This window comes from Paraburkholderia sp. BL27I4N3 (assembly GCF_003386115.1).
Taxonomy (GTDB): Bacteria; Pseudomonadota; Gammaproteobacteria; order Burkholderiales; family Burkholderiaceae; genus Paraburkholderia.
In genome coordinates this window covers 4,797,825-4,823,050 of the sequence record NZ_QREJ01000001.1, presented here as the reverse complement: position 1 = coordinate 4,823,050, position 25,226 = coordinate 4,797,825, and the positions used below count along the sequence as shown (strand labels likewise).

Annotated in this window: 20 protein-coding genes; 13 read left to right on the top strand and 7 right to left on the bottom strand. The window is 63.1% G+C overall.

Going from position 1 to position 25,226, the window contains the following annotated elements; genetic code table 11:
- Positions 1 to 25 precede the first annotated feature (25 nt).
- The 4 genes from garL to B0G71_RS21980 all read left to right on the top strand — a co-directional run bounded on the left by garL (position 26) and on the right by B0G71_RS21980 (position 5,202).
- Positions 26 to 826: a 2-dehydro-3-deoxyglucarate aldolase gene (gene garL, locus B0G71_RS21995; protein ID WP_116144121.1), complete on the top strand. Its 801-nt coding sequence runs from the start codon at positions 26 to 28 to the stop codon at positions 824 to 826.
- Positions 827 to 857: 31 nt separating this feature from the next.
- A complete protein-coding gene (locus B0G71_RS21990; protein WP_181916807.1) occupies positions 858 to 1,751 on the top strand; it encodes a 2-hydroxy-3-oxopropionate reductase in 894 nt (297 codons plus the stop codon).
- A 77-nt stretch (positions 1,752 to 1,828) separates the two neighbouring features.
- Complete coding sequence (locus B0G71_RS21985; RefSeq protein WP_116140668.1) at positions 1,829 to 2,806, top strand: IS5 family transposase; 978 nt, start codon at positions 1,829 to 1,831, stop codon at positions 2,804 to 2,806.
- Between the two features lie 380 nt (positions 2,807 to 3,186).
- The gene (locus B0G71_RS21980; RefSeq protein WP_116144117.1) at positions 3,187 to 5,202 is read left to right on the top strand and encodes a glycoside hydrolase family 28 protein; all 2,016 of its coding nucleotides are present in this window, start codon (positions 3,187 to 3,189) and stop codon (positions 5,200 to 5,202) included.
- A gap of 169 nt (positions 5,203 to 5,371) precedes the next feature.
- On the opposite strand, the gene B0G71_RS21975 is transcribed toward B0G71_RS21980, so the two are convergent.
- The gene (locus B0G71_RS21975) at positions 5,372 to 6,664 is read right to left on the bottom strand and encodes an MFS transporter (protein ID WP_116144115.1); all 1,293 of its coding nucleotides are present in this window, start codon (positions 6,662 to 6,664) and stop codon (positions 5,372 to 5,374) included.
- Positions 6,665 to 6,693: 29 nt separating this feature from the next.
- Positions 6,694 to 7,530, bottom strand: coding sequence for an NAD(P)-dependent oxidoreductase (locus B0G71_RS21970; protein WP_116144113.1), 837 nt, complete (start codon positions 7,528 to 7,530; stop codon positions 6,694 to 6,696).
- Positions 7,531 to 7,921: 391 nt separating this feature from the next.
- On the opposite strand from B0G71_RS21970, the gene B0G71_RS21965 reads away from it, so the two are divergent.
- A complete protein-coding gene (locus B0G71_RS21965) occupies positions 7,922 to 8,464 on the top strand; it encodes a DUF2867 domain-containing protein (RefSeq protein WP_116144111.1) in 543 nt (180 codons plus the stop codon).
- Between the two features lie 118 nt (positions 8,465 to 8,582).
- Here B0G71_RS21965 and B0G71_RS21960 read toward each other — a convergent pair whose 3' ends face one another.
- Together B0G71_RS21960 and B0G71_RS21955 are read right to left on the bottom strand one after the other, a co-directional pair.
- The gene (locus B0G71_RS21960) at positions 8,583 to 9,404 is read right to left on the bottom strand and encodes an alpha/beta fold hydrolase (RefSeq protein WP_116144109.1); all 822 of its coding nucleotides are present in this window, start codon (positions 9,402 to 9,404) and stop codon (positions 8,583 to 8,585) included.
- A 314-nt stretch (positions 9,405 to 9,718) separates the two neighbouring features.
- Positions 9,719 to 10,003: a hypothetical protein gene (locus B0G71_RS21955; protein ID WP_147308696.1), complete on the bottom strand. Its 285-nt coding sequence runs from the start codon at positions 10,001 to 10,003 to the stop codon at positions 9,719 to 9,721.
- Between the two features lie 171 nt (positions 10,004 to 10,174).
- On the opposite strand from B0G71_RS21955, the gene B0G71_RS21945 reads away from it, so the two are divergent.
- From B0G71_RS21945 to B0G71_RS21930, 4 genes are all read left to right on the top strand, one after another.
- The gene (locus B0G71_RS21945) at positions 10,175 to 11,587 is read left to right on the top strand and encodes a cytochrome ubiquinol oxidase subunit I (RefSeq protein ID WP_116144102.1); all 1,413 of its coding nucleotides are present in this window, start codon (positions 10,175 to 10,177) and stop codon (positions 11,585 to 11,587) included.
- Positions 11,588 to 11,627: 40 nt separating this feature from the next.
- Positions 11,628 to 12,632 (top strand): cytochrome d ubiquinol oxidase subunit II, encoded by a 1,005-nt coding sequence (cydB, locus tag B0G71_RS21940; protein ID WP_116144100.1) that lies wholly within the window; start codon positions 11,628 to 11,630, stop codon positions 12,630 to 12,632.
- Entirely contained in the window at positions 12,607 to 12,816 is a 210-nt protein-coding gene (locus B0G71_RS21935) for a hypothetical protein (RefSeq protein WP_116144098.1), read from the top strand. Before cydB ends, B0G71_RS21935 begins: the two co-directional genes overlap by 26 nt.
- Positions 12,817 to 13,146: 330 nt before the next feature.
- On the top strand, positions 13,147 to 13,917 hold the full coding sequence (locus B0G71_RS21930; RefSeq protein WP_116144096.1) for a response regulator transcription factor: 771 nt from the start codon (positions 13,147 to 13,149) through the stop codon (positions 13,915 to 13,917).
- Positions 13,918 to 14,075: 158 nt separating this feature from the next.
- Here the strand turns inward: B0G71_RS21930 and B0G71_RS21925 are convergent, their stop codons facing one another.
- Positions 14,076 to 16,055 (bottom strand): hybrid sensor histidine kinase/response regulator, encoded by a 1,980-nt coding sequence (locus B0G71_RS21925; protein WP_116144094.1) that lies wholly within the window; start codon positions 16,053 to 16,055, stop codon positions 14,076 to 14,078.
- A gap of 366 nt (positions 16,056 to 16,421) precedes the next feature.
- Between B0G71_RS21925 and B0G71_RS21920 the strand changes: the two genes are divergently transcribed.
- Positions 16,422 to 17,213 (top strand): hypothetical protein, encoded by a 792-nt coding sequence (locus B0G71_RS21920; RefSeq protein ID WP_116144092.1) that lies wholly within the window; start codon positions 16,422 to 16,424, stop codon positions 17,211 to 17,213.
- A gap of 204 nt (positions 17,214 to 17,417) precedes the next feature.
- Positions 17,418 to 20,876, top strand: coding sequence for an alpha/beta fold hydrolase (locus tag B0G71_RS21915; RefSeq protein ID WP_116144090.1), 3,459 nt, complete (start codon positions 17,418 to 17,420; stop codon positions 20,874 to 20,876).
- 63 nt (positions 20,877 to 20,939) lie between these two features.
- Here the strand turns inward: B0G71_RS21915 and B0G71_RS21910 are convergent, their stop codons facing one another.
- Complete coding sequence (locus tag B0G71_RS21910) at positions 20,940 to 22,352, bottom strand: FAD-binding oxidoreductase (RefSeq protein ID WP_116144088.1); 1,413 nt, start codon at positions 22,350 to 22,352, stop codon at positions 20,940 to 20,942.
- Positions 22,349 to 23,338, bottom strand: a complete 990-nt coding sequence (locus tag B0G71_RS21905; protein WP_116144086.1) for an isopenicillin N synthase family oxygenase — start codon at positions 23,336 to 23,338, stop codon at positions 22,349 to 22,351. The genes B0G71_RS21910 and B0G71_RS21905 overlap by 4 nt, the downstream gene beginning before the upstream one ends.
- A 306-nt stretch (positions 23,339 to 23,644) precedes the next feature.
- Between B0G71_RS21905 and B0G71_RS21900 the strand changes: the two genes are divergently transcribed.
- Positions 23,645 to 24,472, top strand: a complete 828-nt coding sequence (locus tag B0G71_RS21900) for a transporter substrate-binding domain-containing protein (RefSeq protein ID WP_116144084.1) — start codon at positions 23,645 to 23,647, stop codon at positions 24,470 to 24,472.
- A gap of 96 nt (positions 24,473 to 24,568) precedes the next feature.
- Positions 24,569 to 25,219 (top strand): amino acid ABC transporter permease, encoded by a 651-nt coding sequence (locus B0G71_RS21895; protein ID WP_116144082.1) that lies wholly within the window; start codon positions 24,569 to 24,571, stop codon positions 25,217 to 25,219.
- Positions 25,220 to 25,226 lie beyond the last annotated feature (7 nt).

Genomic DNA, 25,226 nt, shown 5'->3' with positions numbered 1-25,226 from the left:
CATTGTCGCTTGAGGAAACCCGCCCATGCCCGCCGTCACACCTTACCAGCCCTTACCCAATAGTTTCCGCCGGGCAGTCTGCGGCGGCGAAACCCTGATCGGCTGCTGGGCGTCGCTCGCCAGCCCGATCGTGACCGAGCTACTCGGCATTGTCGGCTTCGACTGGATGCTGCTGGACGCCGAGCACGCGCCGAACGACGTGCTCACGCTGATTCCCCAACTGATGGCGCTCAAGGACAGCGCCAGCGCGCCGGTTGTGCGGCCGCCCGCCAACGACAGCGTGTTCATCAAGCGGCTCCTCGACAGCGGCTTCTCGAATTTTCTGGTGCCGTTCGTGGAAAGCGCCGGCGACGCGACCCGCGCCGTTGCAGCCACGCGCTATCCGCCGCAGGGCATTCGCGGCGTGTCGGTGAGTCATCGCGGCAACCACTATGCGACCGTGCCCGACTACTTTAGCGTCGCGAACGACAATGTCTGCGTGATCGTGCAGATAGAAAGCCGCAAGGCTGTGGATGCGATCGACGAGATTCTCGCCGTGGACGGCGTGGACGCCGTGTTCGTCGGCCCGTCCGACCTCGCGGCCGCTTACGGCCAACTCGGCAACGCGAATCATCCGGACGTGCAGGCGGCGATCGCGCACGTGTTCGAACGCGCGCGGGCCGCGGGCAAGCCGAGCGGCATCCTCGCTCCGGTGCAGGCCGACGCCGAGCGCTATATTTCCATGGGCTGCCGCGTCGTCGCGGTGTGCGCGGATATGGGGCTGCTGAAAGGCGCCGCGCAGACGGTTCAGAAACACTTCATGCAGAAACAGGCGGGCCAGCAGTAACCGGGCCGCCATGACATCTTCGGAGCATTCCATGCAAAAAGCAGGCTTTATCGGACTCGGCATCATGGGCAAGCCCATGGCCGCCAACCTTCTCAAGAACGGCGTCGCGCTGGCGGCGTTCACGCGCAGCGGCGTGCCCGACGATCTCGTCCAGGCAGGCGCCGTCGCGTGCGACAGCCCCGCCGCAGTCGGCGCGCAGGCCGACGTGATTTTCATCATGGTGCCGGATACACCTGATGTCGAACGCGTGCTGTTCGGCGAACAGGGTCTCGCGAGCGTGTTGCGCGCGGGACAAACCGTCGTCGACATGAGCTCGATTTCGCCGATGGCCACGCGTGAGTTCGCGGCCCGCGTGCGCGAGAGCGGCGCGGACTATCTGGATGCGCCGGTTTCCGGCGGCGAAGTTGGCGCCAAGGCCGGCTCGCTGACCATCATGGTGGGCGGCGAAACCGCGACCTTCGATGCCGTCAAGCCGCTCTTCGACATGATGGGCAAGAACGTCACGCTGATCGGCGGCGTCGGCGCCGGCCAAGTATGCAAGGTGGCCAACCAGGTGATCGTCGCCGCGACGATCGAGGCTGTGGGCGAAGCGCTGCTGCTCGCCTCCAAGGCCGGCGTCGATCCGGCGCGCGTGCGCGAAGCGCTGATGGGCGGCTTCGCGTCGTCGCGCATTCTCGAAGTGCACGGCGAACGCATGACCAAACGCACTTTCGATCCGGGCTTCCGCATCGAACTGCATCAGAAGGATCTGAACCTCGCGCTGTCGACCGCGCAATCGCTCGGCGTGTCCCTGCCGAATACCGCCACCTGCCAGGCTCTCTTCAACGCCTGCGTTGCGCACGGCGGCAAGGCGTGGGACCACTCGGCAATGGTGCGCGCGCTCGAATTCCTCGCCGATCACGAGATTGGCCAGAAAACCGCTTAAGGCAACGCTGATTAAGTCCACCGATCCGGTACGTCAAGCGTTATAGAGATCGGATTGAATGAGGAAGGCGAACCAGGATGAAGCAGCAGACGCTGGCGATGGCAGCCGATCAAGGTGCGGGTTTTGAGACGCACCGCAAACGCACGCGGCGCGACGAGTTTCTCGACACGATGAATGCGATCGTGCCATGGGCGCAGTTGTGCGCGGTGATCGAGCCGCACTATCCGAAACGCGGCAATGGCCGCCCGCCAATTGGTCTGGAGCGCATGTTGCGGATTCACTTCATCCAGCACTGGTTCAATCTGGCCGACTTCGCCTGCGAAGAGGCACTGTACGACAGTGCTAGCCTGCGTCGCTTTGTGGGTATTGATCTGGGCTGCGAAGCCGTGCCGGACGCGACGACGCTGCTCAAATTCCGGCGCCTGCTGGAGACCCACCAACTGGGTGAGCAGCTCTTCGCCGAAGTGGGCCGGGTACTTCAGGCCAGCGGCATGAAGCTCAGGAGCGGCACCATCGTGGACGCCACGATCATCGGTGCGCCGAGCTCGACAAAGAATGAACAGAAGGCGCGCGACCCCGAGATGCATCAGACCCGCAAGGGTAAGCAGTGGTACTTCGGCATGAAGCTGCACATTGGTGTCGATAGCCAAAGCGGGCTGGCGCACAGCGCAGTGCTCACTCCGGCCAACGTGCATGACAAGCACCCGCTGCCGCAATTGCTGCACGGCCAGGAGCAGCGCGTCTACGGCGACAGCGCCTATGCGAGCCAGAAAGACCTGATTCACGGCAAGGCGCCGAAGGCACGCGACTTCACCAATCAGCGGACGCGTCGTGCGGGCGGAGAAGTCGACGAGGTGCAGCGCGGCAGGAATCGCAACAAGTCGAAGATCCGGGCCCGGGTCGAGCATGTCTTTGCGGTCGTGAAGCGACTATGGGGATTTACGAAGGTGCGCTATCGCGGGTTGGCAAAGAACGCCAACCGGGCGTTCGTCGCGCTCGCGCTGGCCAACGTCTACCTGTCGCGCAGGCAACTGACGGCATCGGTACGCCCATAGTGGGCCAAAGGCGGGCAAAGTGCCCGCCCACAAGGCCCGCGAGGGCCGCAAAGCAACGGCGCAAGCTCGGCCTCATGACTTGACGACGTTCAAATTGCTAACGCGTCGCCAATTTCGCGGCTTGTTCAGTGTAGCCTTAAGCCGCACGCCGCTTTTTGATGCGCCGCTCCGCTTGCCGTGAAAGATAGGCAAGCAGCGGCGCATTCGTGCATTCCCTCCTCTCTGCCGTGAGTTGACAAAAGTTGCGTCGTTTCTATCGGCAGAGTTTTTTTACAAATATTAAGGATGCCTTATGTAAACAACCGGCTTTGACGAACTGCCCTGCATCCCAAAAGTAGCAACGATTACTGATAACGCCCGCAAAGGGCAAGGAGACATCCGTGGCAAACATAGATAAAACCAGCGACAAGCGGGCAGCATCGAAAACGCCCGGTCAGGCTGAACCGAATTCGCCCGCTCGCCGCGCGTTTATCGTGCTGGCGGGAACGTCAGCGGGCGCGACGCTGCTCGGTGGCCTGTCCGCTTGCGGCGGCTCCGTCAACGGCGGGACAACCACACCGCCGGTCGTGCAGGATCCGATCTGGGGCACCTCGGGCGCCGCGACACAGATCATCGCGTCCTTGCACGGCATCAACCAGTCGATGTTTCCCACCCGCGACTTCCTCGTCACGCAGTACGGCGCCGCACCATGCGCCGTCGTCGCCGCGACCAATCCGTACACAGGCTCAGCGTCGGCCGCAAGCCCTGGTTCGAACCAGACCAACGCCGCCGCTTCGTTCGACTCGCGCCCCGCGTTTCTCGCTGCAATCCAGGCCTGCAACGCCGCGGGCGGCGGACGCGTGGTCGTGCCGGCCGGCACCTGGTACTGCGCCGGACCGATCGTGCTGCTGAGCAACGTGAACTTCCACCTCAGCGCGAATTGCACGATCTATTTCAGCCCGAACCCGGCCGACTACGCGAAGGACGGCCCGGTCGCGTGCGGCGCCAACGGCAATCTGTTCTATAGCCGCTGGCAGGCAAACGATTGCCTGAACTACGGCTCGCCGGTGTACGCGCGCAACCAGACCAACATCGCGCTGACCGGCGAAGACGCGACCTCGGTGCTCAACGGACAAGCCATGACGCCGTTCGCCGGCAGCGGCAATACCGCCACGTGCTGGTGGACCTTCAAGGGATCGAATGGCGCGTACGGTTGCGTCAATTCGTCGACGCCGTCACAGGTGTATCTCAATCCGAAGAACGTCGACCTGAAAACCGCCGCACCGGGCATTTCCGATGCGCTGTATGCGCAACTAACCAGTCCCACGACACCCTGGCAGGAGGATCAGAACTACCTGCCCGCGCTCTCCGAAGCCGGCGTGCCTATCGCGCAGCGAGTCTTCGGCGTGGGCCACTATCTGCGTCCGTGCATGGTCGAGTTCATCGGCTGCACGAATGTGTTGATGGAGAACTACTGCACCAACAACACGCCGTTCTGGCAGCATCATCCGACCGATTGCAAGAACGTCGTGATTCGCGGCGTGACGACCAACAGCATCGGCCCGAATAACGACGGCTTCGATCCGGACGCGTGCGACAACGTGCTGTGCGACAGCGTCACGTTCAACACCGGCGACGACTGCATCGCAATCAAGTCGGGCAAGGATCTGGATACGCAATACGGCCCCGCGCAGAATCACGTGATCCAGAACTGCATCATGAACAGCGGCCACGGCGGCATCACGCTCGGCAGCGAAATGGGCGGCGGCGTGCAGAACATCTACGCCCGCAATCTGCAGATGCTCAATCAGAATTGGGCGACCAATCCGCTGAACATCGCGATTCGCATCAAGACGAATATGAATCGCGGCGGCTTCGTGAAGAACTTCTATGTCGATACCGTCACGCTGCCGAACGGCGTCAGCCTGAAAGGCGCGGGTTACGGCAGCGCATTGCTGAGCGGCAGCCCGATCAACGCCACGGTGCCGCTTGGCGTCGTGACGGCGAGCGCGGCCAATCCATCGGCGGCACAGGGCGGCCTGATCACGTTCGACTGCGACTATCAGCCGGCCAACGACGCCATTCGCATCCGGCCGGCGGTCGTGCAGAACGTGAACATTTCGAACGTAAAGGCGAGCAACGTGACGCTTAACGGCGTGACCGGCTCCTGCTTCCAGGCGATCGTCGCGCAAGGACCCGTCGCGTTCGACTACAACGGCGCGGCCCCGGCGCCGACCATTCCGCCGATTACCGGCGTGACGATCTCGAACTGCAATCTGGGCACTGCCGTTTCGGCCGGACCCGCGGGCGCGACCATGCCCGGGCCGATCTACGCGTACAACGTGAACGGCATTACGTTGAACAATGTGGTGATCGGCGCGACGACCTATAACACGACGGTGGTCGATAAGCGTTAAGCAGCAAGCGGTTGAACGGCTGGGCGAAGCGCGAGCTTCGTCCAGCCGTGAGGACTGAAACAACGCAGTGAACAAGAGCAAAAAAAATGGCGACGCCCGAAAGCGCCGCCATTTTCATTTTCCCGATTCGCTCGATCAGCGTCCGGAATTCATCGTCACTTAACGCGCCTCACTTGGCCGCCGCACTCGCCGGCGTCCAGCGCGGCTCAGGCGTCTTGTCGGCGCTTTTCGCCAGCAGACACACAACCGCAGCCGCGATGATATCGAACACCGCCAGCACGACGAACAGCGGGCTGTAGCCGACCTGCGTAACCAGCACGCCGAACAGCGCCGTGAACGCAGCCGCGCCCAGGTAGCCGGCCATGCCGCCCATGCCGGTCGCGGTCGCGACTTCGTTCTTGCCGAACATGTCCGACGTGATCGCGTACAAGGCACCCGACAAGGTCTGATGCGCGAACCCGCCGACGCACAGCAGTGCCACCGCCACATAAGGACTCGCCACTAGGCCCACGCAAGCCGGTCCGATCATGAACAGCGCGCCCACCACGAACACCATTTTCCGCGACGTGAACAACGACACCTTCGCGTACTTGTGAAACAGCGGGCTAAGGTAGCCGCCCAGCACGCAGCCAATGTCGGCTGCGAGAAAAGGCATCCATGCATATAGCGCGACTTCCTTCAGATTCATGTGACGCTCGGTCATCATGTACAGCGGAATCCACGCATTGAAGGTCTGCCAGGCCGGCTCGGACAGAATGCGCGGAATGCCGATCGCCCAGAAGTCGCGGCTGCCAAGCATGGCGAGCCAGTTGCGCTTGGCGGCGCCCGCGTCGCTGTGCTTCGCTTCCTGACCGCTCAGAATGTAGTCGCGTTCGGCGTCGCCTAGCAGCTTCTGATTGCGCGGATGCTTATAGAGCGCCATCCACAGCAAGCTCCACACGATCCCGGCCACGCCGACTATCACGAAAGCCAACTGCCACTCGCCATGCAGCAACGCCCACACCACCAGCGGCGGCGCCAGCAACGCGCCGATCGACGACCCGATGTTGAACCAGCCGATCGCGACCGAGCGCTCCTTGGCCGGGAACCACTCGCTCGTCGCCTTGACGCCGGCCGGAATGCCGGCCGCCTCGGCAATGCCGAGCAGGCCGCGGAAGAACGCGAGGCTGCGCCAGCCCGTCGACCACGCCGCCGCGGCGCATGCCAGCGACCAGGCGAGCGCGAACGCCGCGAAGCCGATCTTGGTGCCGACCGTGTCGAGCAGGAAGCCCGCGACCGGCTGCATGAATGCATAGCAAAGCTGCCACGCCACGACCACGTGCGCATACTGCTCGGTAGTGATGTGGAGGTCTTTCATCAACGTCGGCGCCGCAACTGACAGCGTATTGCGCGCGAGGTAATTGATAATGAGCCCGGCCGCGACCAGACTGACCATCCACCAGCGGATGCCCTTGATTTTCATTGCTGCGTCTCCTCGAAATCCTGAACGGCTTAAACAGGCCGCGTGGCGGAAGCGGCCGAGCCGTCCGGAGCGGCGTCATCGCGCGAATAATCGATACCCACGAAGCTGCCGCCCTGGAAGCGCTGACCCAGCGCGTCGAGCGGATTCGGACGCGCAAGAATTTCTTCGGCATAGACCTCGGCATCCTGCGTCGGCCGATAGCCCAGACGTTCGGCACCGCTGTTGTCCCACCAGCTGCGTGTGTTGGCCGACACGCCCCAGATGGTCAGGAAGCCGACGTTCTCCGCTTCGACGCAACGATCGAGGAAATGCAGCAGATCGCGATGGCCGAACCAGGTGCTCAGGTGCCGAGGCTCGGTCGGGCGTTCGAGACAACTGCCGATGCGCACGCAAACACTCTCGATGCCGTGCTTGTCCCAATACATTCTGGCGAGCGCTTCGCCCCACACTTTGCTCAGTCCGTAGAAACCGTCCGGGCGCAGTTCGCAGTCGAGGCTCAGATGCTCGGTGACCGGGTACATGCCGATCGCGTGATTGGAACTCGCGAACACGATGCGCTTCACACCTTGCCGGCGCGCGCCTTCGTATACTTCGACGAGTCCGCGCAGATTGTTTTCGATGATCTCGGGCAGCGGACGCTCCACACTCGTCCCCGCGAAATGGATCAGGACGTCGACGCCTTCCAGCAGACGATCCACGACCGCCGGATCGCGCAGGTCGCCGTGCATCACGTCCTCGCCATCCACGAGCGGCACCAGGGCCTTCGAGCCCGCCGCCGAACGCAACGGCGTGCCGCGCGCGACCAACGCGGCGCGTACCACCGAGCCTAGCTGGCCGCCGGCTCCACTGAGAGCAATCTTCTTCATAAGCTTCCTTTCCTGCGCCGCGCGCGATCGAACTTGGGTACAGCACTCACTTCTGTCATCACGGCAGTGTCTGCCGGTTCAGCGTTAGTTGTACGATAACGTACTATCAACGATGCTAGACCGGATTTCAATTAGGCACTTACCCTTATTCGGATTCGCTACAACCTTGTTTCTCCTTATCAAACAAGCAAATGCACTCGGATTATTTATGTGACATCGTATAACTAAGACGACCTTTTTACGCAGATGCACGAGGTGAACAACCGCGTCGGCCGCTCCGCGCAGACGCCCACAATCGCGTAGACTTGATGCGCTCTCGTGTAAGCCGATCCGCCGCCAAGACCCGGCGCAGCGCCCCTCTTCGATTCATCATTTAGCGCCGCACGTCACCATGCTCACTGCCCACTGTCCAGTGCAACCCGTTGCCCTGCCGGCTGAATCAGGCGTCGCGCGTTTCTACGACGCGCCGGACCTGGCCGACGCATACGCCGTCCGCTTGCCCGAGAACGCCATCGGCGATCCGGAATTGCTCGCGCGCTTCGTGTTCACGCATCAGGCGGGATGGGTCGCGAAACTGATGAGCGTGCGCGATGCGATCGTCGCGCATGCCGGCTTGAAGACCGCCAGACAGTTGCGCAGCATCAAGGATCCGGCCGCCGCGAGGGAGCGCCTCGACATCTTCAGGATCTATACGCGAAGTGCGCACGAGATCATTCTCGGCGAAAACGACCGTCATCTCGACTTCCGGGTTTCAGTGCTGCAGCAGACCCGCAGCACGCGCGAAGGCAGTTCGCGCTATCTGATCCTGTCGACCGTCGTGCATTGCCACAATCGACTCGGCCGTTTCTATATTCTCGCGATCGCGCCGTTCCACCGGCTGGTCGTGCGCTCGTCGTTGCAACGAGCCGCGCGGATCGGCTGGCCGACCGCCTGAAGCAGCTCGAACCGCGGGCGCGAAGGCCCGCGGTTCAGGCTTGAGTGCGGCCGGGCGCGCGTGCCTGCACACGACCCGCCGCACCCGGGGCATCAATACTAATCACCGCAGCGCCGCATCACGATCCGATGAACTCCAGCAGGTCGCCGTTCACCTTGGCGGCCTCGACGGTGCACATGCCGTGCTGGCCACCCGGATAGACCTTCAGCGTGGCGTTCTTCACGATCTTCGCGGTCAGACGGCCGGCTGCATCGATCGGCACGATCTGGTCGTCGTCGCCGTGCAGCACCAGGGTCGGCACGTCGATCTTCTTCAGGTCTTCGGTGTAGTCGACTTCGGAGAACTGCTTGATGCAGTCGTACAGCCCCTTGATCGAGCCGGCCATGCCCTGGACCCAGAATGAATCGATCACGCCTTGCGACACCTTCGCGCCCGGACGGTTGTAGCCGTAGAACGGCAGCGCGAGATCCTTGAAGAACTGCGAGCGGTCGTCTTCGACACCTTTGCGGATGCCGTCGAACACGTCGATTGGCGTACCGTTCGGATTGCTCCCGGTCTTCAGCATCAACGGCGGCACCGCGCCGATCAGCACGGCCTTCGCAACGCGTTGCGTGCCATGCCGGCCGATGTAATGCGCGACTTCGCCGCCGCCTGTCGAATGGCCGACGAGCGTGGCGTCCCGCAGATCGAGGTGGTCGATCAGCGCCGCGAGATCGTCGGCGTAGGTGTCCATGTCGTTGCCGTCCCACGTCTGCTCCGAGCGACCATGCCCGCGCCGGTCATGCGCGATCACGCGAAAGCCCTTGCTGCCGAGAAACAGCATCTGCGCGTCCCAGGCGTCCGCGCTCAACGGCCAGCCGTGCGAAAAGACGACCGGGCGGCCCTTGCCCCAGTCCTTGTAGAAAATGCTCGTACCGTCTTTCGTCTTGATCGTGCTCATCTGCTGACTCCTTGTAGTTGAAGTCTGCCGTTGCCGGCAGGTGGATGATGCGTGGCTTCTCGAAGCATTCGCGCGGCTCGCGACACGACGCCCATTCAGGCACGACATGCCCTGCACCACATCTGGATAACGGATTCGCGACGCGCCGGGCCGGGCCGTTCGGCTGGTCGGTACGTCGGCTATGACTATTCGAAGCGGATAACGGGAAAAAATACTGGACTGGCTATACGGCGTGCACGCGCAACTAGCATGCGCTGTTTTGAAAAAAGCTGCCGTCTGGCTGCCTGCATGGTATGGGCAAACGGGCTTGATGGCTAGCCGCCGCGCGCATGGAAAGTCGGTTCGGACGGAGCGATTGTCGGTTGATGACGAGCAAATCCCGATTTGCCGAACATCGCCTTGCCGATCGAATCGCTGCGCAAAGTCGTGGCTGCCGCGGGAAACACTGCAGCCGCGTCAGAAGCGTAGAACCCGCCGCGCGACAATGCTGCAGCGCGGTCGATTGCCGCAGTTGCGCAGCCAAAGTGAGCAACCGCCCGCATACTGCTCAGCGATGCGATCAGAAAAACTTGATATTCATCAACGGTTTGCCGTCCCAAAAAAGAAAATCACCATAAAACAAGGTGGTTTTTTGACGCACGTCGCGTCGCAGCACAAAACTCGACCATCCCCTACTCTTGCGCCATCTGCCCAGCGCAGTGCGCACCGACAACGGTCGACGCGCGTAGTCCGCCCTCACGGACCCCACGCACTTCAAGTACGTCACGCTCATGAACTCCGCTCTATCGGCATTCGATCTTGCCCGCATCCAGTTTGCGTTCACCGTCTCTTTCCACATCGTTTTTCCGGCGCTCAGCATCGGCCTCGCCAGCTTCATCGCCGTCCTCGAATGGCGCTGGCTGAAAACCCGCAAGGCGTACTACAAAGACCTTTGCCTGTTCTGGTCGAAGATCTTCGCCGTGGCCTTCGGCATGGGCGTGGTTTCCGGCGTCGTGATGAGCTATCAGTTCGGCACCAACTGGTCGGGCTTCTCCAGTTTCGCCGGCCCCGTCACCGGCCCGCTGTTGATGTACGAAGTGATGACCGCGTTCTTCCTCGAAGCGGGATTCCTCGGCATCATGCTGTTCGGCTGGCAGCGCGTGAGTCCGCGCGCCCACTTCGGCGCCACGCTGATGGTGGCGGTCGGCACGCTGATCTCGACCTTCTGGATTCTCGCTTCCAATAGCTGGATGCAAACGCCGCAAGGCTTCGAAGTCGTGAACGGCCGCGTCGTGCCGCTCGACTGGTTCAAGATCGTGTTCAATCCGTCGTTCCCGTACCGGCTCGCGCATATGGCGCTCGCGGCGTTCATCGTCGCCGCGCTGGTGGTGTCGGCGGTCGGCGCGTGGCATCTGCTGCGCGGACGGCGCGATCCGGCCGTCAAGAAAATGTTCTCGATGGCGCTCTGGCTGCTGCTGATTCTCACGCCGATCCAGGCGTTCGTCGGCGATCAGCATGGGTTGAACACGCGCAAATATCAGCCTGCCAAGATCGCGGCGATCGAAGGTCTGTGGGACACCGAAAAAGGCGGCACCGCGCTGAACCTGTTCGGCATTCCCGACATGCAGGCGGAAACCACGCGCTACGCCGTGTCGATTCCGCATCTCGGCAGCCTGATCCTCACGCATAGCTGGGACGGCGAAATTCGCGGTCTCAAGGAATTTCCGCCGCAAGACCGGCCCAACTCGACGGTGGTGTTCTGGAGTTTTCGCATCATGGCCGGCCTCGGCGTGCTGATGATCATGATGTCGGTAGCCGCGTGGGTGCTGCGCCGCCGTGGACGCCTGTTCGAATCGAAGTGGTTCCAGCGCGTTGCCGTGGCAATGGGGCCGACGGGTTTCATCACGCTGCTGGCCGGCTGGGTCACCACCGAAGCGGGCCGCCAGCCGTGGGTCGTGTACGGCGTGATGCGCACCTCGCAGGCCGTGTCGCCGCTCACCACGCAGCAGGTCGGCATCTCGCTGATGACCTTCGTAATCGTGTATTTCCTCGTGTTCGGCACCGGCGTGTACTACATGCTCAAGCTGATGCGCGCGGGTCCCGCGTTGCCCGGCCACACGCCGCACGACGCGCCGGAGCGCTCGCCAAACGAGACCGCGCGCCGCCCGCTCTCCGCCGTCGATCACATGATCGACGCCGCCTGAACGACCCTGCTGCAGCAGCTACTTGCGATAGAGAAAAAACATGGACGTAACCGTAGTGTGGGCCGCGATCATCGCGCTGGGCCTTTTCATGTATGTGGTGCTGGACGGCTTCGATCTGGGCATCGGCATCGTCTTCCCGTTCTTCCCCGATGAAAAGGAACGCGACCTGATGATGAACACCGTCGCGCCGGTGTGGGACGGCAACGAAACCTGGCTGGTGCTCGGCGGCGCGGGTCTCTTCGCCGTGTTTCCCGCAGTCTATTCGACCGTGCTGTCCGCGCTGTATCTGCCGCTGATCTTCATGCTCGTGTGTCTGATCTTTCGTGGCGTGTCGTTCGAGATTCGCGCCAAGGCGAATCGGACCAAGCATTTGTGGGATCTGGCGTTCATCGGCGGCTCGGCGGGCGCGACGTTCTTTCAGGGCATTGCGCTGGGCGCGTTTCTGCAAGGCATTCCCGTAGTCGATGGCGCATATGCCGGCGACGCCTTCGGCTGGCTCACGCCGTTCAGCCTGCTCACGGGCCTCGGACTCGTGGTCACGTATGCGCTGCTCGGCTGCTGCTGGCTGGTGGCGAAGACCGAAGGCGATCTGCAACGCCGGCTGCATCGCGTGGTCTGGCCGCTGACCGTCGTGCTGCTCGGCTTCGTCGCGATGGTCAGCCTGTGGACGCCGCTGCAGGATCCGAATATCGCGCAACGCTGGTTCCACGACGGCCTGTTCTACCGTCTGCTGCCGGTGCCGTTCCTCGTGGCGGTCGCGGCATTCCTCATGCATCGCGCGGTGCGCGAACGGCATCACAACACGCCGTTCGCGCTCGCGCTGCTGCTGGTGCTGCTCGGCTACGCGGGGCTGCTGGTGAGCTTGTGGCCGTATGCGATTCCGTCGAGCATGACGCTGTGGGAAGCGGCCGCGCCGCGCTCGAGCCAGATGTTCACGCTGGCCGGCGCGGCGGTCATTCTGCCGATCATCATCGCCTACACGACGATGGGTTATTGGGTATTTCGCGGCAAGGTGCGTCATGGCGACCAACATCACTATCACTAAGCAGACAAACTCCGGCACGACTCACGGCGCATCGACAGCATCGACAGCAGCGGCGACAACGGCGCGCAAACTGCCGGGCTGGCTCTGGTTCATCGCGCTGTGGTGCTTCGGCGTGGGCTCGGCGATGTCGCTCGGATTCGCATTCAAGATTCTGATGAATGCGACGTTATTTGCAGTCAAATAGAGACTGCTTCAGCGCGCTTCGATCCGGCGCGCATAACCTTCGGAATCCTTGATGGATGCCTTCAAAAAAGGGCCGTTCCGCTCGTCTACCATGCAAGCCGGAACCTATGCGCGGGAGACCTGCCTTACAGATCATGCGGCGCATCGGACCAGACGGCGATTTAACGAATATACGGTTATATAAGCGGCCGCCGGAAGGTGCGCCGCGCCACCGATCAGGCATATGATCGCGGGGTGGGCGGCAAATGATGCGATTCACGAGGCTAGAAGTAAAACGAGACCCTATAACGGCGGTAGCCCACATCGGGCAGGCCCGACTCGCGGAGACATCATGAAGTTTCTTGTAGCCGACGACCATGAACTGATCCGGCAAGGTGTCAAAGGCATGCTGCGCGGCCTCGATCCCGACGCCCAGTTCGACGAAGCCGACAACTGGGAGACGCTTGCCCTGCTCGCGCGTCCCGACGCCGATCACGATCTCGCCATTGTCGATCTGCATATGCCGGGCATGAGCGGCGCTTCATCGCTCGAAGTCCTGTTGAAAGCGAATCCGGCGCTCCCGCTCGTCGTTCTCTCCGCCGAAGAATCGCCCGACGAAATGCGCGCCGTGCTGGCCGCCGGCGCGCTCGGTTTCGTGCCGAAGCGCCAGCCTGCCAGCGTCATGCTCAAGGCGATCGAGCTGGTGCTCTCAGGCGGCGCCTATGTGCCGATGGAAGCGCTCAGCCTGCTGGGCTCGCGCGACGCGCAGGCCACGCCCGCGCGTGCCGAAGCGCTCGCCGAACCGGCGCCGCAGCATGTGGCTCCGGTCGGCGCGCACGCACCCAGCCAGGGCGGCGCCACGCTTACCGAACCCCTTACGCAGATCCAGGCGTTGCAGCCGCACCAGCAGCATCTGTTGGAGAATCTGTCGCCGCGTCAGCAGGACATCATGCGGCTCGTGCATCGTGGCTGGACCAACAAGATGATCGCGCGCGATCTGGGCGTTGCGGAAGGCACGGTGAAAGTGCATCTGTCGGTGATCTTCCGGGCACTCGGTGTGCATAACCGGTCGACGGCGATTGCCGTCATCAATGGCTGGCTGGAAGCCGGGAAAACCTTGTAGCGCGAGATCCGCAGGCGGCGGGCGCGCCGCCCTGTGCAGCAGGCTCGCCTTACTTTGCGGTTCGCCTGTCCTTTTTGCTGCGCGCCTCTCCTTCTGCGCGCCTCTCTTCCGCCGTGCGCCTCTCTTCTGCCGTGCGCCTTTGCTTCTCCTGCGCGCCTCTACTTCTGCGGTTCCCTTTGCGACTGGGTGCTTCGGGTCAAAATGCTTTGCGGCTCGCTCTTCGATCCCATTCTCGCGTCTCCTTGCGCCGCGCTCCCAGCAGCCGCCATCGCGCCATGCATCACCTGGCCGCTCGCTTCATTTCCCGCTTCATCTACCGCTTCACGTCCCGTTTGACCCACGCGTAATGCCAGCGCCGCAGCGGCCCGCCCCTTGTCCAGTTCGGCCTGCTGCCACAGCATCTCCAGCGTGCGCCGCAAGCGCGCCGGCGTAACCGGTTTGTGAAGCACCGGAATCCCCTGCAAGGCGAGCGCCGCCAGTTCGGCCGACGCCATGTCGCCCGTGATCAGCAGCGTCACCACGTTGTCGTGCCCCGCGCGCGCGAGCATGTTGCGCACGGCAGTGAGCGCCTGCGCACCGGTCCGGTGATTCGCCAACTGGTAGTCGCACAGCACGGCATCCGGCACGAAGCCGCCTTCGAGCGCCGCGAGCGCATTGGCTTCGTCGCGCGCGCCGAGCACACTGCAACCCCACCGGCCCAGCAGACTGACGAGGCCTTCGAGAATCGACGGATCGTCGTCGATGCACAGCACGTGCCGCCCTTGCGCCGACGGACCGCCGGCCACGGCTTCGTTCAGGCTCGCCACGATGCCGCCGGGGTCGCCTGCCTGCACCGGAAAGCGGAACACCGACCCGCGGCCCGGCGCCGAGCGCAGTTGCAACTCGCCGCCGAGCATCTCGACCAGCCGCTTCACCGTCGGCAAGCCGAGGCCGTGCCCCTGGCGCGCGTCGCGTTGCGGATTAGCGACCTGATAGAACTCCTCGAAAATGCGCGCGTGTTCCTCCGCGGGAATGCCGATGCCCGAGTCGCGCACTTCGATAAAGCCGCCCGTCTGCCGCCCGGCGCGGCGCAAGCCCAACCAGATCGCGCCGTCTTCGGTGTAGCGCACCGCGTTCGACAGCAGATTGCTCAGCACGCGTTCGAGCAGCACCGGATCGTCGTGCACCACCATCGCGGTCGGCGCGATGCGCAACGCCAGCCCTTTGGCGGCCGCCTGCGGACGGTACTGGCTGCCGACCCGCTCGAACAGTTCGGACAGCCGGAAATGCAGCCGGATCACCTGGGTCACGCCGCTTTCGAGCCGCGCCAGATCGAGCACCTGGTTGAACAACTGGTTCAATGCCTCGACGTTGTAGACGATGTGCTCGGCGGTTTTCGCGTGCTGCACGGGCGTCGCCGCCGCGTCGTTCAGCGAGGCCGCGAGCAGGCCGATCGCATGCAGCGGCTGGCGCAAGTCGTGGCTGGCGGCCGCAAAAAAGCGCGTCTTGGCAAGACTCGCTTCTTCGGCGACCCGTTTTTGCGCGGCCAGCGATTCCGCCAGGTACTGCTGATCGACGCGCGCCTGCACGACCTGCTGGAACAGCTTGCGATAACTCAGCGCGTAGACGTTGATCGCGCAGAAGAAAAACGCGAGGACGATGGCGAGCAGCGTGCGGTCGAACGTATGCGTGCCGAAATGCATGACGATCGACGGAAACAGCAGAAACGGAATCGAGGTCGAGAAATTCAGCAGGTCGAAGCCGTTCGACATGAACACGCCTGCGGCCAGCGTGACGAGCATGACCGTGTGCAGCAGCGGCAGGTCGGACTGCGGGCTCTGGAACGCGAACCACACCGCGATGCCCGGCCCGCTGTAGAGCAGCATGCCGCGCACCGCGTGAAGCACGATCCAGCCGCGCGGCGAGACGAGCTGCGGGTAACGGCGGTTGACGAGCCACAGCGCGAGGCTCGCGCAATTGGCCGCGGCATAGAAACCGAAGCACGCGATAAAGAGCGGCGGCGACGGTATGTTCGGCCAGTAAATCGACACCAGCACCGCGATCGAAAACCAGTGCGAAAAGAAAGCAATCGGATCTTGCGCGTACAGCACGCGCACCAGGTCTTCGTCGATGGCACGCTGGATCGGGTCGGCCCGCATCACGCGGTCTCCTCGGACTCGGCAAATTCGGTTATGTGGATCGAAGCGCGGCGACGCAAGCGGCGCAAGCCGCATCGGACACTTCGGATACGGCGTGGCTCTACGTCTGCGATGCAACTGCGTAGCCGCAGTGCGATGCAATTTTCCAGTGCAAGCCCGTTTTACTTCAGACGAATAAGATGCACTTTGTCGGATGGTTTACCCGGCAGTTTACCCATCAGCTACCACTTAATCCATATAGGCGAAGCCGCCGCCGGAAACCATACTGGTTTCACATTCCAGCGCGGCCTCAAAGCTTCAACATCCACACCCCGCCGGCAGTTCAGGCTCACCGCGCTCCTTGCCTTTCCCCTTATGGAGGTTTTCATGGGCGCAGTTCCGAGCCACGAGTTCGTCCGCAATCTCGACGATGCAATCCTGCCGGATTTGTGGCGCCGGCGCACCCGGTTGTCCGGCGACGAAATGGTGTCGATGGTCGAACTGGTCAAGCGGGCTTTGCGGACCTATCACCCGCTCGAACTGCAGGCGCTCGGCGAGGACAAGGAAGAACTGGTCGCCCAGTTCATCTACGCGAAGGTGCTGCGTCTCGCGCCCGGCCATACTGAAACCCACGCCTGCGCCGACAGCGCGCCGTCCAACGGCTACGCATTGTGCGCGTATTTCCGCCGCTACCTGATCGACTGCCTGCGCAGCGCCGGCCATCAGCGCAACGTATCGATGGAAAACGACGGCATGGCGCAGGAAATCGATCTGCACGCGCAGGCGCTGGAAGATCCGGTGGAAAGCGTGCTGCTGCAATACGGCCTCGACGAACAGCGCGTGCGGCTCTCGGCGCGCGCCTTTATCGAAAGCCTCGACGAACCGGAGCGGATCGTGCTGGCCGGCAGCCTCGGCTGGTGCTCGGAAGGCAAAGGCGGTCTGTCGGCAGTCGCAGCGCAGCATCGTGTGCCCTCGTATCACTATCGCGCCGTCAAGCTCGGCGTCACCATGAAGAAGACGGCTGGCGCCGAGGATTTTTCGAATACGAAGATCGGCCGCTGGCTCACGGACGCGCTCGGCATCGAGATCGAGGTCGACAATCGCCCGGCGATCCTGCTGGCGCTGAACCTGCTCGCCGCCGAATCGAGCGACAGCGAAATGAATGAAGCGGCCGCGTAATAGCACGCGGCCGTGCGCCCGCTGGGCCTCGGCACCCTCTCACGACGTCCCGGACGCGGCACAGCCGGCCCGCGCGCCACATACGATGCGCCTTTTTTTGTGAGCGCGCACCGCCTAGGATAAAAAAGCTGTCGCCGCACGCCGTCTTGCTTCCGAAGTCCTGGTTGTCTTTCCCCGCATTCCATTCCAGACGAGGTGGTCGTGATGAACCGCTTATCGAGCGTCGTGACTGCAATCCAATCGCATTACGACGTGGTTGTGGTGGGTTCCGGCTATGGCGGCGGGATCGCCGCGAGCCGTATGGCGCGCGCCGGGCGCCGCGTGTGCGTGCTCGAACGCGGACGCGAATTCATGGCCGGTGAATTTCCCCGCACGCCGTTTCAGGGCACCGAAGAAGTGCAATACAACACGGCGCTGGCGCATATCGGCTCACCGCTGGCGCTGCTCGAAGTGCATGTGAACGACGATGTGAACGCGGTAGTCGGCTGCGGTCTCGGCGGCACCTCGCTGATCAACGCGAACGTCGCGCTCGAAGCCGACCCGCGCCTGTGGGACGACCCGCGCTGGCCGGCCGCGTTGCGCGCCGACAAGGCTGGACGCGACAAAGGGTATGCGGACGCGCGAGCGATGCTGCAACCGTCGCCGGTGCCGCCAAGCTATCCGGCCTTGCCGAAATTGCAGGCCCTCGAAAAGTCGGCGCAGGCGCTTGGCATGGAAGACCAGTTCTCGCGTCCGGAGATCACCGTCACCTTTGTGGACCGCACGAATGCCGCGGGCGTCGAGCAGAAGGCTTGCGTCGGCTGCGGCGACTGCAATTCCGGCTGCAACTACGACGCGAAGAATTCGACGCACATGAACTATCTGCCAGATGCCGTCGCGCACGGCGCGCAGATTTTCACGGGCACCGCCGTCCATTCGGTGCTGCGCGACGCGGCCACGGGGAAATGGATCGTGGGTTATCAGCTGGTGAGCCTCGGCCGCGAAAGCTTTGGCGCGCCCGATCTGTTCGTGAGCGCCGATATCGTCATCGTGTCGGCCGGCACGATCGGCTCGACGGCCTTGCTGCTGCGCTCGCGCAAGCAGGGCTTGAGCGTCTCCAACCTGCTCGGCAAACACTTTACCGGCAATGGCGACGTGCTCGCCTTCGCCTACAACACCGAGCCGGTAATCAACGGCGTCGGCTGGGGTGCGCATGAAAAGGGCGAGATTCCTCCGGTCGGGCCGACGATCACCGGCCTCATCGATCATCGCGGCACGCCTAACGTCAGAGACGGGTATGTGATCGAAGAAGGCTCGCTCGCCGGTCCGGTGGGCGCGGCGCTGGTCGGCCTGCTCGGCGCCGCCGCGCCGATAGAAGGCGTGGATGTCGCGCCGCGCTCTTTCGAGGAACAACTTGCTTACGACGCCCGCGTGGCCACCAGCTTTCTGCGCGGCCCGTATCACGGCGCGCTGCATCACACGCAAAGCTATCTCGTCATGGCGCACGACGACGAAAACGGCGAGATCGACGTGGACGACAAAGGCCAGCCACGCATCGTGTGGGAGAACGCCGGCAAGCAGCCGATCTTCCAGGCGGTCGAAGAGGTGCTCAAGCGGGCGACCGTGCCGCTTGGCGGCAAATACATGCGCAATCCGATTTCCACCGATATTCTCGGCAACCGCACCGTGACCGTGCACCCGCTCGGCGGCTGCGGCATGGGCGAAGATGCGGAACACGGCGTGGTCGATCATATGGGCCGCGTGTTCAGCGGCGCCACGGGCAACGCAGTGCACGACGGACTGTATGTGATGGACGGCGCGGTCATGCCGATGTCGCTCGGCGTCAATCCGCTGCTGACGATTTCCGCGCTGGCCGAACGCAACTGCGAGTTGCTGCTCGCCACCCACCCGCTGAACGCCGCGCCGGCGGAAGGCGCCGCCGTTACGCCGACCCTGCCGCCTCCGCCGACGCCGCAGGCCGCGTCCTCGTCATTGACGCCCTCCTCGCCGCAGAAGATCGGTCTGCACTTCACCGAAACGATGGTCGGCACCTACACGCCGAACGTTGCAGGCGAAGCGGCCACGAGCCCGATGGAGTTCACGCTGACCGTCGAATCGGAAGACCTCGCCGATATGATCAGCAATCCGCAGCATCTGGCGCAAACGGCCGGCACGCTGACCTGCCCCGCGCTCTCCGCGCAACCGATGACGATCTCCAACGGCACCTTCAATCTGTTCGTGGTCAACGAGTCGGACGTGGACGAGCGCAACATGAATTACCGCATGACGCTCAACGCCACCGAAGGCAAGACGTATTTCCTGAGCGGCAAGAAGGTCATCACGCGCACGTCGCCGATCAATCTGTGGGAGCAGACCAACACGCTCTATGCGGAGGTCCGCGAGTCGGCGCAAGCCGATGCGCCGCTGCTCGGCAAAGCGACGCTGATCATCACGCCGGAAAATTTCCTCAAGCAGCAGCGCACGCTCGAAGTCACCCACGCGCCGGATCTGAAGACGCGTCTCGAATGGACCCTGAAGTTCGGCAAGTTTTTCGCGGGCGTGCTGTTCACCGAATACGGCGGCGTGGCCGCACCCTTGCAGTATTTCGACCCGAAAGCGGAGCCGCGTCTGAAGCGCGCATTGCGCGCGCCGGCACCGCAAATCGTTTTCTTCGATACGCCCGACGGCACGAAGCTCAGGCTCACCCGCTATCACGACCCCGCGCGCAAAGCGGCGCGTCCGGTGCTGCTGATTCACGGCTCGGGCGTATCGAGCCGCATCTACTCCACCGACCTGATTGCGACCAACATGGTCGAGTACCTGTTCGCCGCCGGCTACGATGTGTGGCTCGTGGATCTGCGCGTCAGCATCGAAATGCCGAGCGTGTTCGTGCCGACTAACGTCGACAAGGTGGCGCGCGAGGACATTCCGTCGGCGGTTGCCAAGATCCGCGAATTGACCGGCGTGCCGGAGATTCAGGCGCTCGGGCACTGCATGGGCGGCGTGGCGCTGACCATGTCGCTGCTATATGGACTCGAAGGCGTGCGTTCGGTGTTCATTTCGCAGGTGTCGGCGCATCCCGTGCCGGGCACGCTGGAGAAGATCAAGGCTGGCCTGCATATTCCCGACTTCATGGAAAATCTCGGGCTGATGGACGTGACCGCCTATACGGAACACAAGTCGTGGCCGCAGAATCTGCTCGACGAAGCGCTCAAGTTTTACCCGCTCAATCATAAGGAAGGTTGCGGCAATCCGATCTGCCATCGCGCGACTTTTCTGTATGGCCTGCTCTACGAACATGAGCAGTTAAACCAGACGCTGCACTCGAACCTGCAGGAAATTCTCGGTGTGCACGACGTCGGCGTATTCAAGCATCTGGCCACGATGGTGAGAGCACACAAGGTAGTCGATGCCGAAGGCAAGGATGTCTATCTCACCGGCACCGACGGCATGAAAGGACTGGAAGGCATGCGCCGGCCGATCGGGTTCATCCATGGCGATAAAAACGAAACCTATCTGCCGATCAGCACGCAACTCACCTATGAAATGCTGGTCAAGCAATTTCCCGAGCAGCCCTACGAGCGCACCATCATTCCCGGCTATGGGCATATCGACTGCATCTTCGGGAAGAATGCCGCGGTGGACGTGTACCCCGTGATCGTAAAGTATCTGGACGCGCATTGACGCAGCACGTTGGCGGTACATGAAAGGCGCGTGCAGGCCTTGCGCACCTTCCTTTCGTGTCGCTCAGAACAGCTTGCCCGGATTCAGAATGCCGTGCGGGTCGAGCGCATGTTTGATCGCGGCCATTGCCGCCAATTCCGCCGGCGAGCGCGAGATCGGCAGGAACTCGCGCTTGAGCAAACCAATACCGTGTTCCGCCGACACCGAACCGTGCAGCGGTCCGAGCATGTCATAGACAAACGCGTACACCGCATGATGATCGACGCCGGGAATCGAATGGCCGTCCACGGTGACATGCAGATTCGAATCGCCGATATGCCCGAAGAAATACGACGCGTTGCCCGGCCAGCGCTGATCGAGCGCCGCACGGCAGTGGTCCACGAAGACGCCGATCTCGCCGATCGGCAGGCTCACGTCGAAGTTGATCGCATCGAGCCGCACCGGAAACTCCGCGGTGCATTCGCGAATCGCCCATAGCGCGCGCACGTCGGCCACCGACTGCGCGATCACCGCGTCGCGGATCGCACCCGCGTCGAGCGCTTCGGTCAGCGCGGCGGAGAAACGCTCGCCGTCATCGGCCGAATCGAAGCTGGCATGTTCGATCAGTGCATAGAGCGGATGCGCGTCGGCGAATGGCGAGCGCGTGCCGGTCAGCTTCACGCCGAAGTCGTAGAAGTCCGGCCACATGATTTCGAACGCGCCGATATCGTTGCCGAAGCGTGTCGTCAAACGGCGCAGCAGGCTCACGGCGGCATCGTAGCCGTCGAGCGCGACCAGCGCCGTATGACGCGCCGCGCGTTGTGGATGCAATCGCAATACCGCGCGCGTGATCACGCCGAGCGTGCCCTCCGAGCCGATGAACCAGTGCTTCAGGTCATAGCCGGTATTGTTCTTGACCATCTTGCCGAGTGACGTCAGCACATCGCCATTGGCGAGCACGACCTCAAGACCGAGCACCTGATCGCGCGCGGTGCCTGACTGGATCACCCGGTTGCCGCCCGCATTGGTCGCGAGATTGCCGCCGATCTGGCAGGACCCGCGCGCGCCGAGATCGAGAGCGAGTTCGAAGCCGGCCTCAGCGGCGGCTTCCTGCGCGGTTTGCAACGTGGTGCCGGCGCGCACGGTCAGTGTGGCCGACGCACTATCGACCTCCTCGACACCGACGAACCGTTCGAGCGACAACGCAATATCCGTGGCGCGCGCAATCGCGCCGCCCGCGAGGCCGGTCATGCCCCCTTGCGGCACCACCGGCTGATGAGCCGCGTGGCAGATAGCGAGCGCGCGCGAGACCTCTTCCGTGGTGCGCGGCAGCAGCAAGGCGGCGGGTCGCGTCGGTTGATGGCGCGTCCAGTCCGTCATGGCGTGTTCGCTGATCTGCTCGCCCACGCGTACGCTGTCTTCACCGAGCACGGCGCGCAGCGCGTCGAGTGTCGCCGAAAGCGGCGCGGCTTGATTCGCCGTGCTGTTATCTGTCATGCGGTGGTTCCTTGCGCGCCTTGAACGGCGTGTTTCTTCCGATAACCCATCGAGTCGTTGATACGCCCGAGAATATAGTCGCCCGCGGCGACCGGCTGATACTTGAGATCGGCGTCGCTGGTACCGAGATCACGCGGATCGACCAGCGCGCCGTAAGTCGGATCATAAAACGTCGCGATCGAATAGCGCTCGCGCCCCGATGCATTGATCACACGATGCAAGGTGGAGCGGAAGCGGTCGTTGGTCCAGCGCGCCAGCAGATCGCCGACGTTGACCACGAAGCTGCCCTCGACCGGCGGCGCCTCTACCCACGTATCGTTGGCGATTTCGCGCACTTGCAGGCCGCCCACCTGATCCTGCCACAACAGCGTGATGCAGCCGTAGTCGGTATGCGGCGCGACACCGAACTGATCGTCGTCCGATTGGGGCGGCTGCGGCGGATAGTAGACCATCTGCGTGCGCTGCATCCGCTTCGTGTAGCGCGGCGCGAAGAAGTGTTCGTCGACGCCGAGGCTCACCGCCACCGCGCGCAGCAGATCGGCTCCGCATTCAGCGACCGCTTCGTAGTAGCCATACAGCGCGGGACGCAGCTCCGGCATGAAGTCCGGCCAGTTGTTCGGTCCGCGCAGCGCCTGGCCGGCCAGCACGTCGGGGTCGTCTTCCGGCAATTCGAGGCCGATGCTGAAGAACTCCTTGTAGTCGGGGCGTTTGGCCTGATACATGGTCGCGTCGCCGAGCGCATTGAAACCGCGATGCCGCTGATTGACCGCCGCGCGCCGCTTTGTCTCCACCGGAAACGCGAAGAAGCGCCGCGCGGCTTGCGCGGCAGCATCGATCGAGGCTTGCGGCACGCCGTGATTGACGATGTAGAAGAAGCCGATCGTCGTGCACGCTTCACGGATTTCTTGCGCCACGCGCTGCAAAGCTTGCGGGTCGCCCGCGCGAACGCCGGCGAGATCGATGATCGGAATGCGGGTCACGGGCATCGTGCTGCTCCTGGGTGGGCGGCTCAAGCGGCCGAATCGGCTGAATCGGCTGATGAAAATGACGGTTCAAGCGTCTGCGGGAAGACGCCTTCCCGTCTCGTGCATTGCAGTTGTATATACCGCCAAAAGCACACCTGCAAGGTGCTTCGCAGCGCCTCGCGTAAGGGCTTCTCTCTACTCGCCTGTTTATTTATTTCGCGCGAAAACTGCGGTATATACTGCCTCGCATGACTCGCGCCGAGTTCGCACCGGACTCGTTTCATGCAGCACTTTCGCGCGACACCGCTTTGCCAACCGGAGAATCTCATGAGCATCCTTGCAGGCTGGAAGTGTCGTTTGGTCATGCTGGCGTTGTGCGCAGCAAGCGTCACCGCCCACGCGGAAGACCAGCTCGCCAAAGTGAAGAAAGCCGGCGAACTGGTGGTCGGCACCGAGATGCAGTTCGCGCCCTTCGACTTCCTCGAAAACGGTCAGCAGGCAGGCTTCAACAAGGACCTGTTCGCCGAAGTCGGCAAGGAAATGGGCGTAAAGGTGCGCTTTATCGACTTGCCGTGGCCGAGCGTGCTGCCGGGTCTCGAAGCCGGCAAGTTCGACATGGTGGGCGGCCCACTCACCGTCACCAAGGCGCGCATGGAGCGCTATACGTACACGCTACCCGTCGCGGACGCCACCGACGCGCTGCTCAAACGCGCGAACGATACCTCCGTCAAACAATCGTCGGATATCGCCGGTAAGACGGTCGGCGCGGGCAAGGGCTCGGCGCAACTCGACCAGTTGAAAGCCTACGTCGCCACGTTGCCGAAGCCGCCTGAAATCCGCGAATACGTCGACAACAATCAGGCTTACGCCGATCTTGCCGCCGGCCGGATCGCGGCGGTCGCGAACTCCATGACGAACATCGCGTACGTGGCCAAGCAGCGCCCGGAAACGTTCGCCGTGGTGCAGCCGCCGTTCGGCGCGAAGGTGTACTTCGCCTACTGTCTGCGTAAAGACGCAGACAGCAAACCGCTCGCCGATGCGTTCAACGCCGCGCTCGTGAAAATGCACAACGACGGACGTCTCGCCACGTTGCAGAAGAAATGGTTCGGCGTCGCGATGGATGCGCCGACCACCATGCCCACACCGAACTATTGATCGACGCTCTGATGTCGATACACATGTCCTGATGCACGCGATGCGGGCGCCTCAACGCCCCGCATCGCCCTCCCCGTTCCAGCGAGTGCGACGCTTATGTTCAGCACGACCGTCTTCCTCCAGGGCTTGCCGCTGCTGCTGCACGCGGCACTCGCCACCATCGGCATTTCGCTGACGGGTCTCCTGATTGGCTTCTTCGTCGCGATCGGCGTGTGCGCGGCGCGCCTCTCGCCGAACCGCGCGGCGCGCATGTTCGGCGGCGCCTATGTGTTCTTCTTTCGCGGCGTGCCGATGCTGGTGCAGTTGCTGCTCGTGTACTACCTGTTGCCGTTCGCGGGCATCAACGTGTCGCCGATCGTGGCGGCGCTCAGCGCTGTGTCGTTATGCTCCGCCTCGTATATCGCCGAGATTCTGCGCGGCGGTTTTCTCAGCGTTCCGGCGGGTCACCTCGAAGCCGCGCGCATGCTCGGGCTTTCGCCGTTCGACATGCTGCGCCGCATTCTCGTGCCGCAGGCGTTCCGGTTGACGCTGCCCTCGCTCGTCAATGAAATGGTGCTGCTCATCAAGGCTTCGTCGCTGATCTCGGTGGTGGGCGTGGCCGAGTTGACGCGCACTGCGCAGAACATTGCGGCCAGCACGTATCGTCCGCTGGAAGCGTACGTCGCGGCCGGGCTGATCTACTTCGTGATCTGCGGCGCGCTCGCGCTCGTCGCGCACGCCGCCGAATACCGCTTGCAGCACGCCTGAGCCCGAC

What these genes read in the sequence shown, in the direction of transcription:
- B0G71_RS21970 (WP_116144113.1), bottom strand. Translation starts at nt 7,530, where the DNA reads ATGAAGAAGATTGCTCTCAGTGGAGCCGGCGGCCAGCTAGGCTCGGTG.
- B0G71_RS21975 (WP_116144115.1), bottom strand. Translation starts at nt 6,664, where the DNA reads ATGAAAATCAAGGGCATCCGCTGGTGGATGGTCAGTCTGGTCGCGGCC.
- B0G71_RS21920 (WP_116144092.1), top strand. Translation starts at nt 16,422, where the DNA reads ATGGGCGCAGTTCCGAGCCACGAGTTCGTCCGCAATCTCGACGATGCA.
- B0G71_RS21965 (WP_116144111.1), top strand. Translation starts at nt 7,922, where the DNA reads ATGCTCACTGCCCACTGTCCAGTGCAACCCGTTGCCCTGCCGGCTGAA.
- B0G71_RS21925 (WP_116144094.1), bottom strand. Translation starts at nt 16,055, where the DNA reads ATGCGGGCCGACCCGATCCAGCGTGCCATCGACGAAGACCTGGTGCGC.
- B0G71_RS21960 (WP_116144109.1), bottom strand. Translation starts at nt 9,404, where the DNA reads ATGAGCACGATCAAGACGAAAGACGGTACGAGCATTTTCTACAAGGAC.
- B0G71_RS21905 (WP_116144086.1), bottom strand. Translation starts at nt 23,338, where the DNA reads ATGCCCGTGACCCGCATTCCGATCATCGATCTCGCCGGCGTTCGCGCG.
- B0G71_RS21930 (WP_116144096.1), top strand. Translation starts at nt 13,147, where the DNA reads ATGAAGTTTCTTGTAGCCGACGACCATGAACTGATCCGGCAAGGTGTC.
- B0G71_RS21910 (WP_116144088.1), bottom strand. Translation starts at nt 22,352, where the DNA reads ATGACAGATAACAGCACGGCGAATCAAGCCGCGCCGCTTTCGGCGACA.
- B0G71_RS21900 (WP_116144084.1), top strand. Translation starts at nt 23,645, where the DNA reads ATGAGCATCCTTGCAGGCTGGAAGTGTCGTTTGGTCATGCTGGCGTTG.
- B0G71_RS21945 (WP_116144102.1), top strand. Translation starts at nt 10,175, where the DNA reads ATGAACTCCGCTCTATCGGCATTCGATCTTGCCCGCATCCAGTTTGCG.
- B0G71_RS21915 (WP_116144090.1), top strand. Translation starts at nt 17,418, where the DNA reads ATGAACCGCTTATCGAGCGTCGTGACTGCAATCCAATCGCATTACGAC.
- B0G71_RS21935 (WP_116144098.1), top strand. Translation starts at nt 12,607, where the DNA reads ATGGCGACCAACATCACTATCACTAAGCAGACAAACTCCGGCACGACT.
- garL (WP_116144121.1), top strand. Translation starts at nt 26, where the DNA reads ATGCCCGCCGTCACACCTTACCAGCCCTTACCCAATAGTTTCCGCCGG.
- B0G71_RS21895 (WP_116144082.1), top strand. Translation starts at nt 24,569, where the DNA reads ATGTTCAGCACGACCGTCTTCCTCCAGGGCTTGCCGCTGCTGCTGCAC.
- B0G71_RS21990 (WP_181916807.1), top strand. Translation starts at nt 858, where the DNA reads ATGCAAAAAGCAGGCTTTATCGGACTCGGCATCATGGGCAAGCCCATG.
- cydB (WP_116144100.1), top strand. Translation starts at nt 11,628, where the DNA reads ATGGACGTAACCGTAGTGTGGGCCGCGATCATCGCGCTGGGCCTTTTC.
- B0G71_RS21985 (WP_116140668.1), top strand. Translation starts at nt 1,829, where the DNA reads ATGAAGCAGCAGACGCTGGCGATGGCAGCCGATCAAGGTGCGGGTTTT.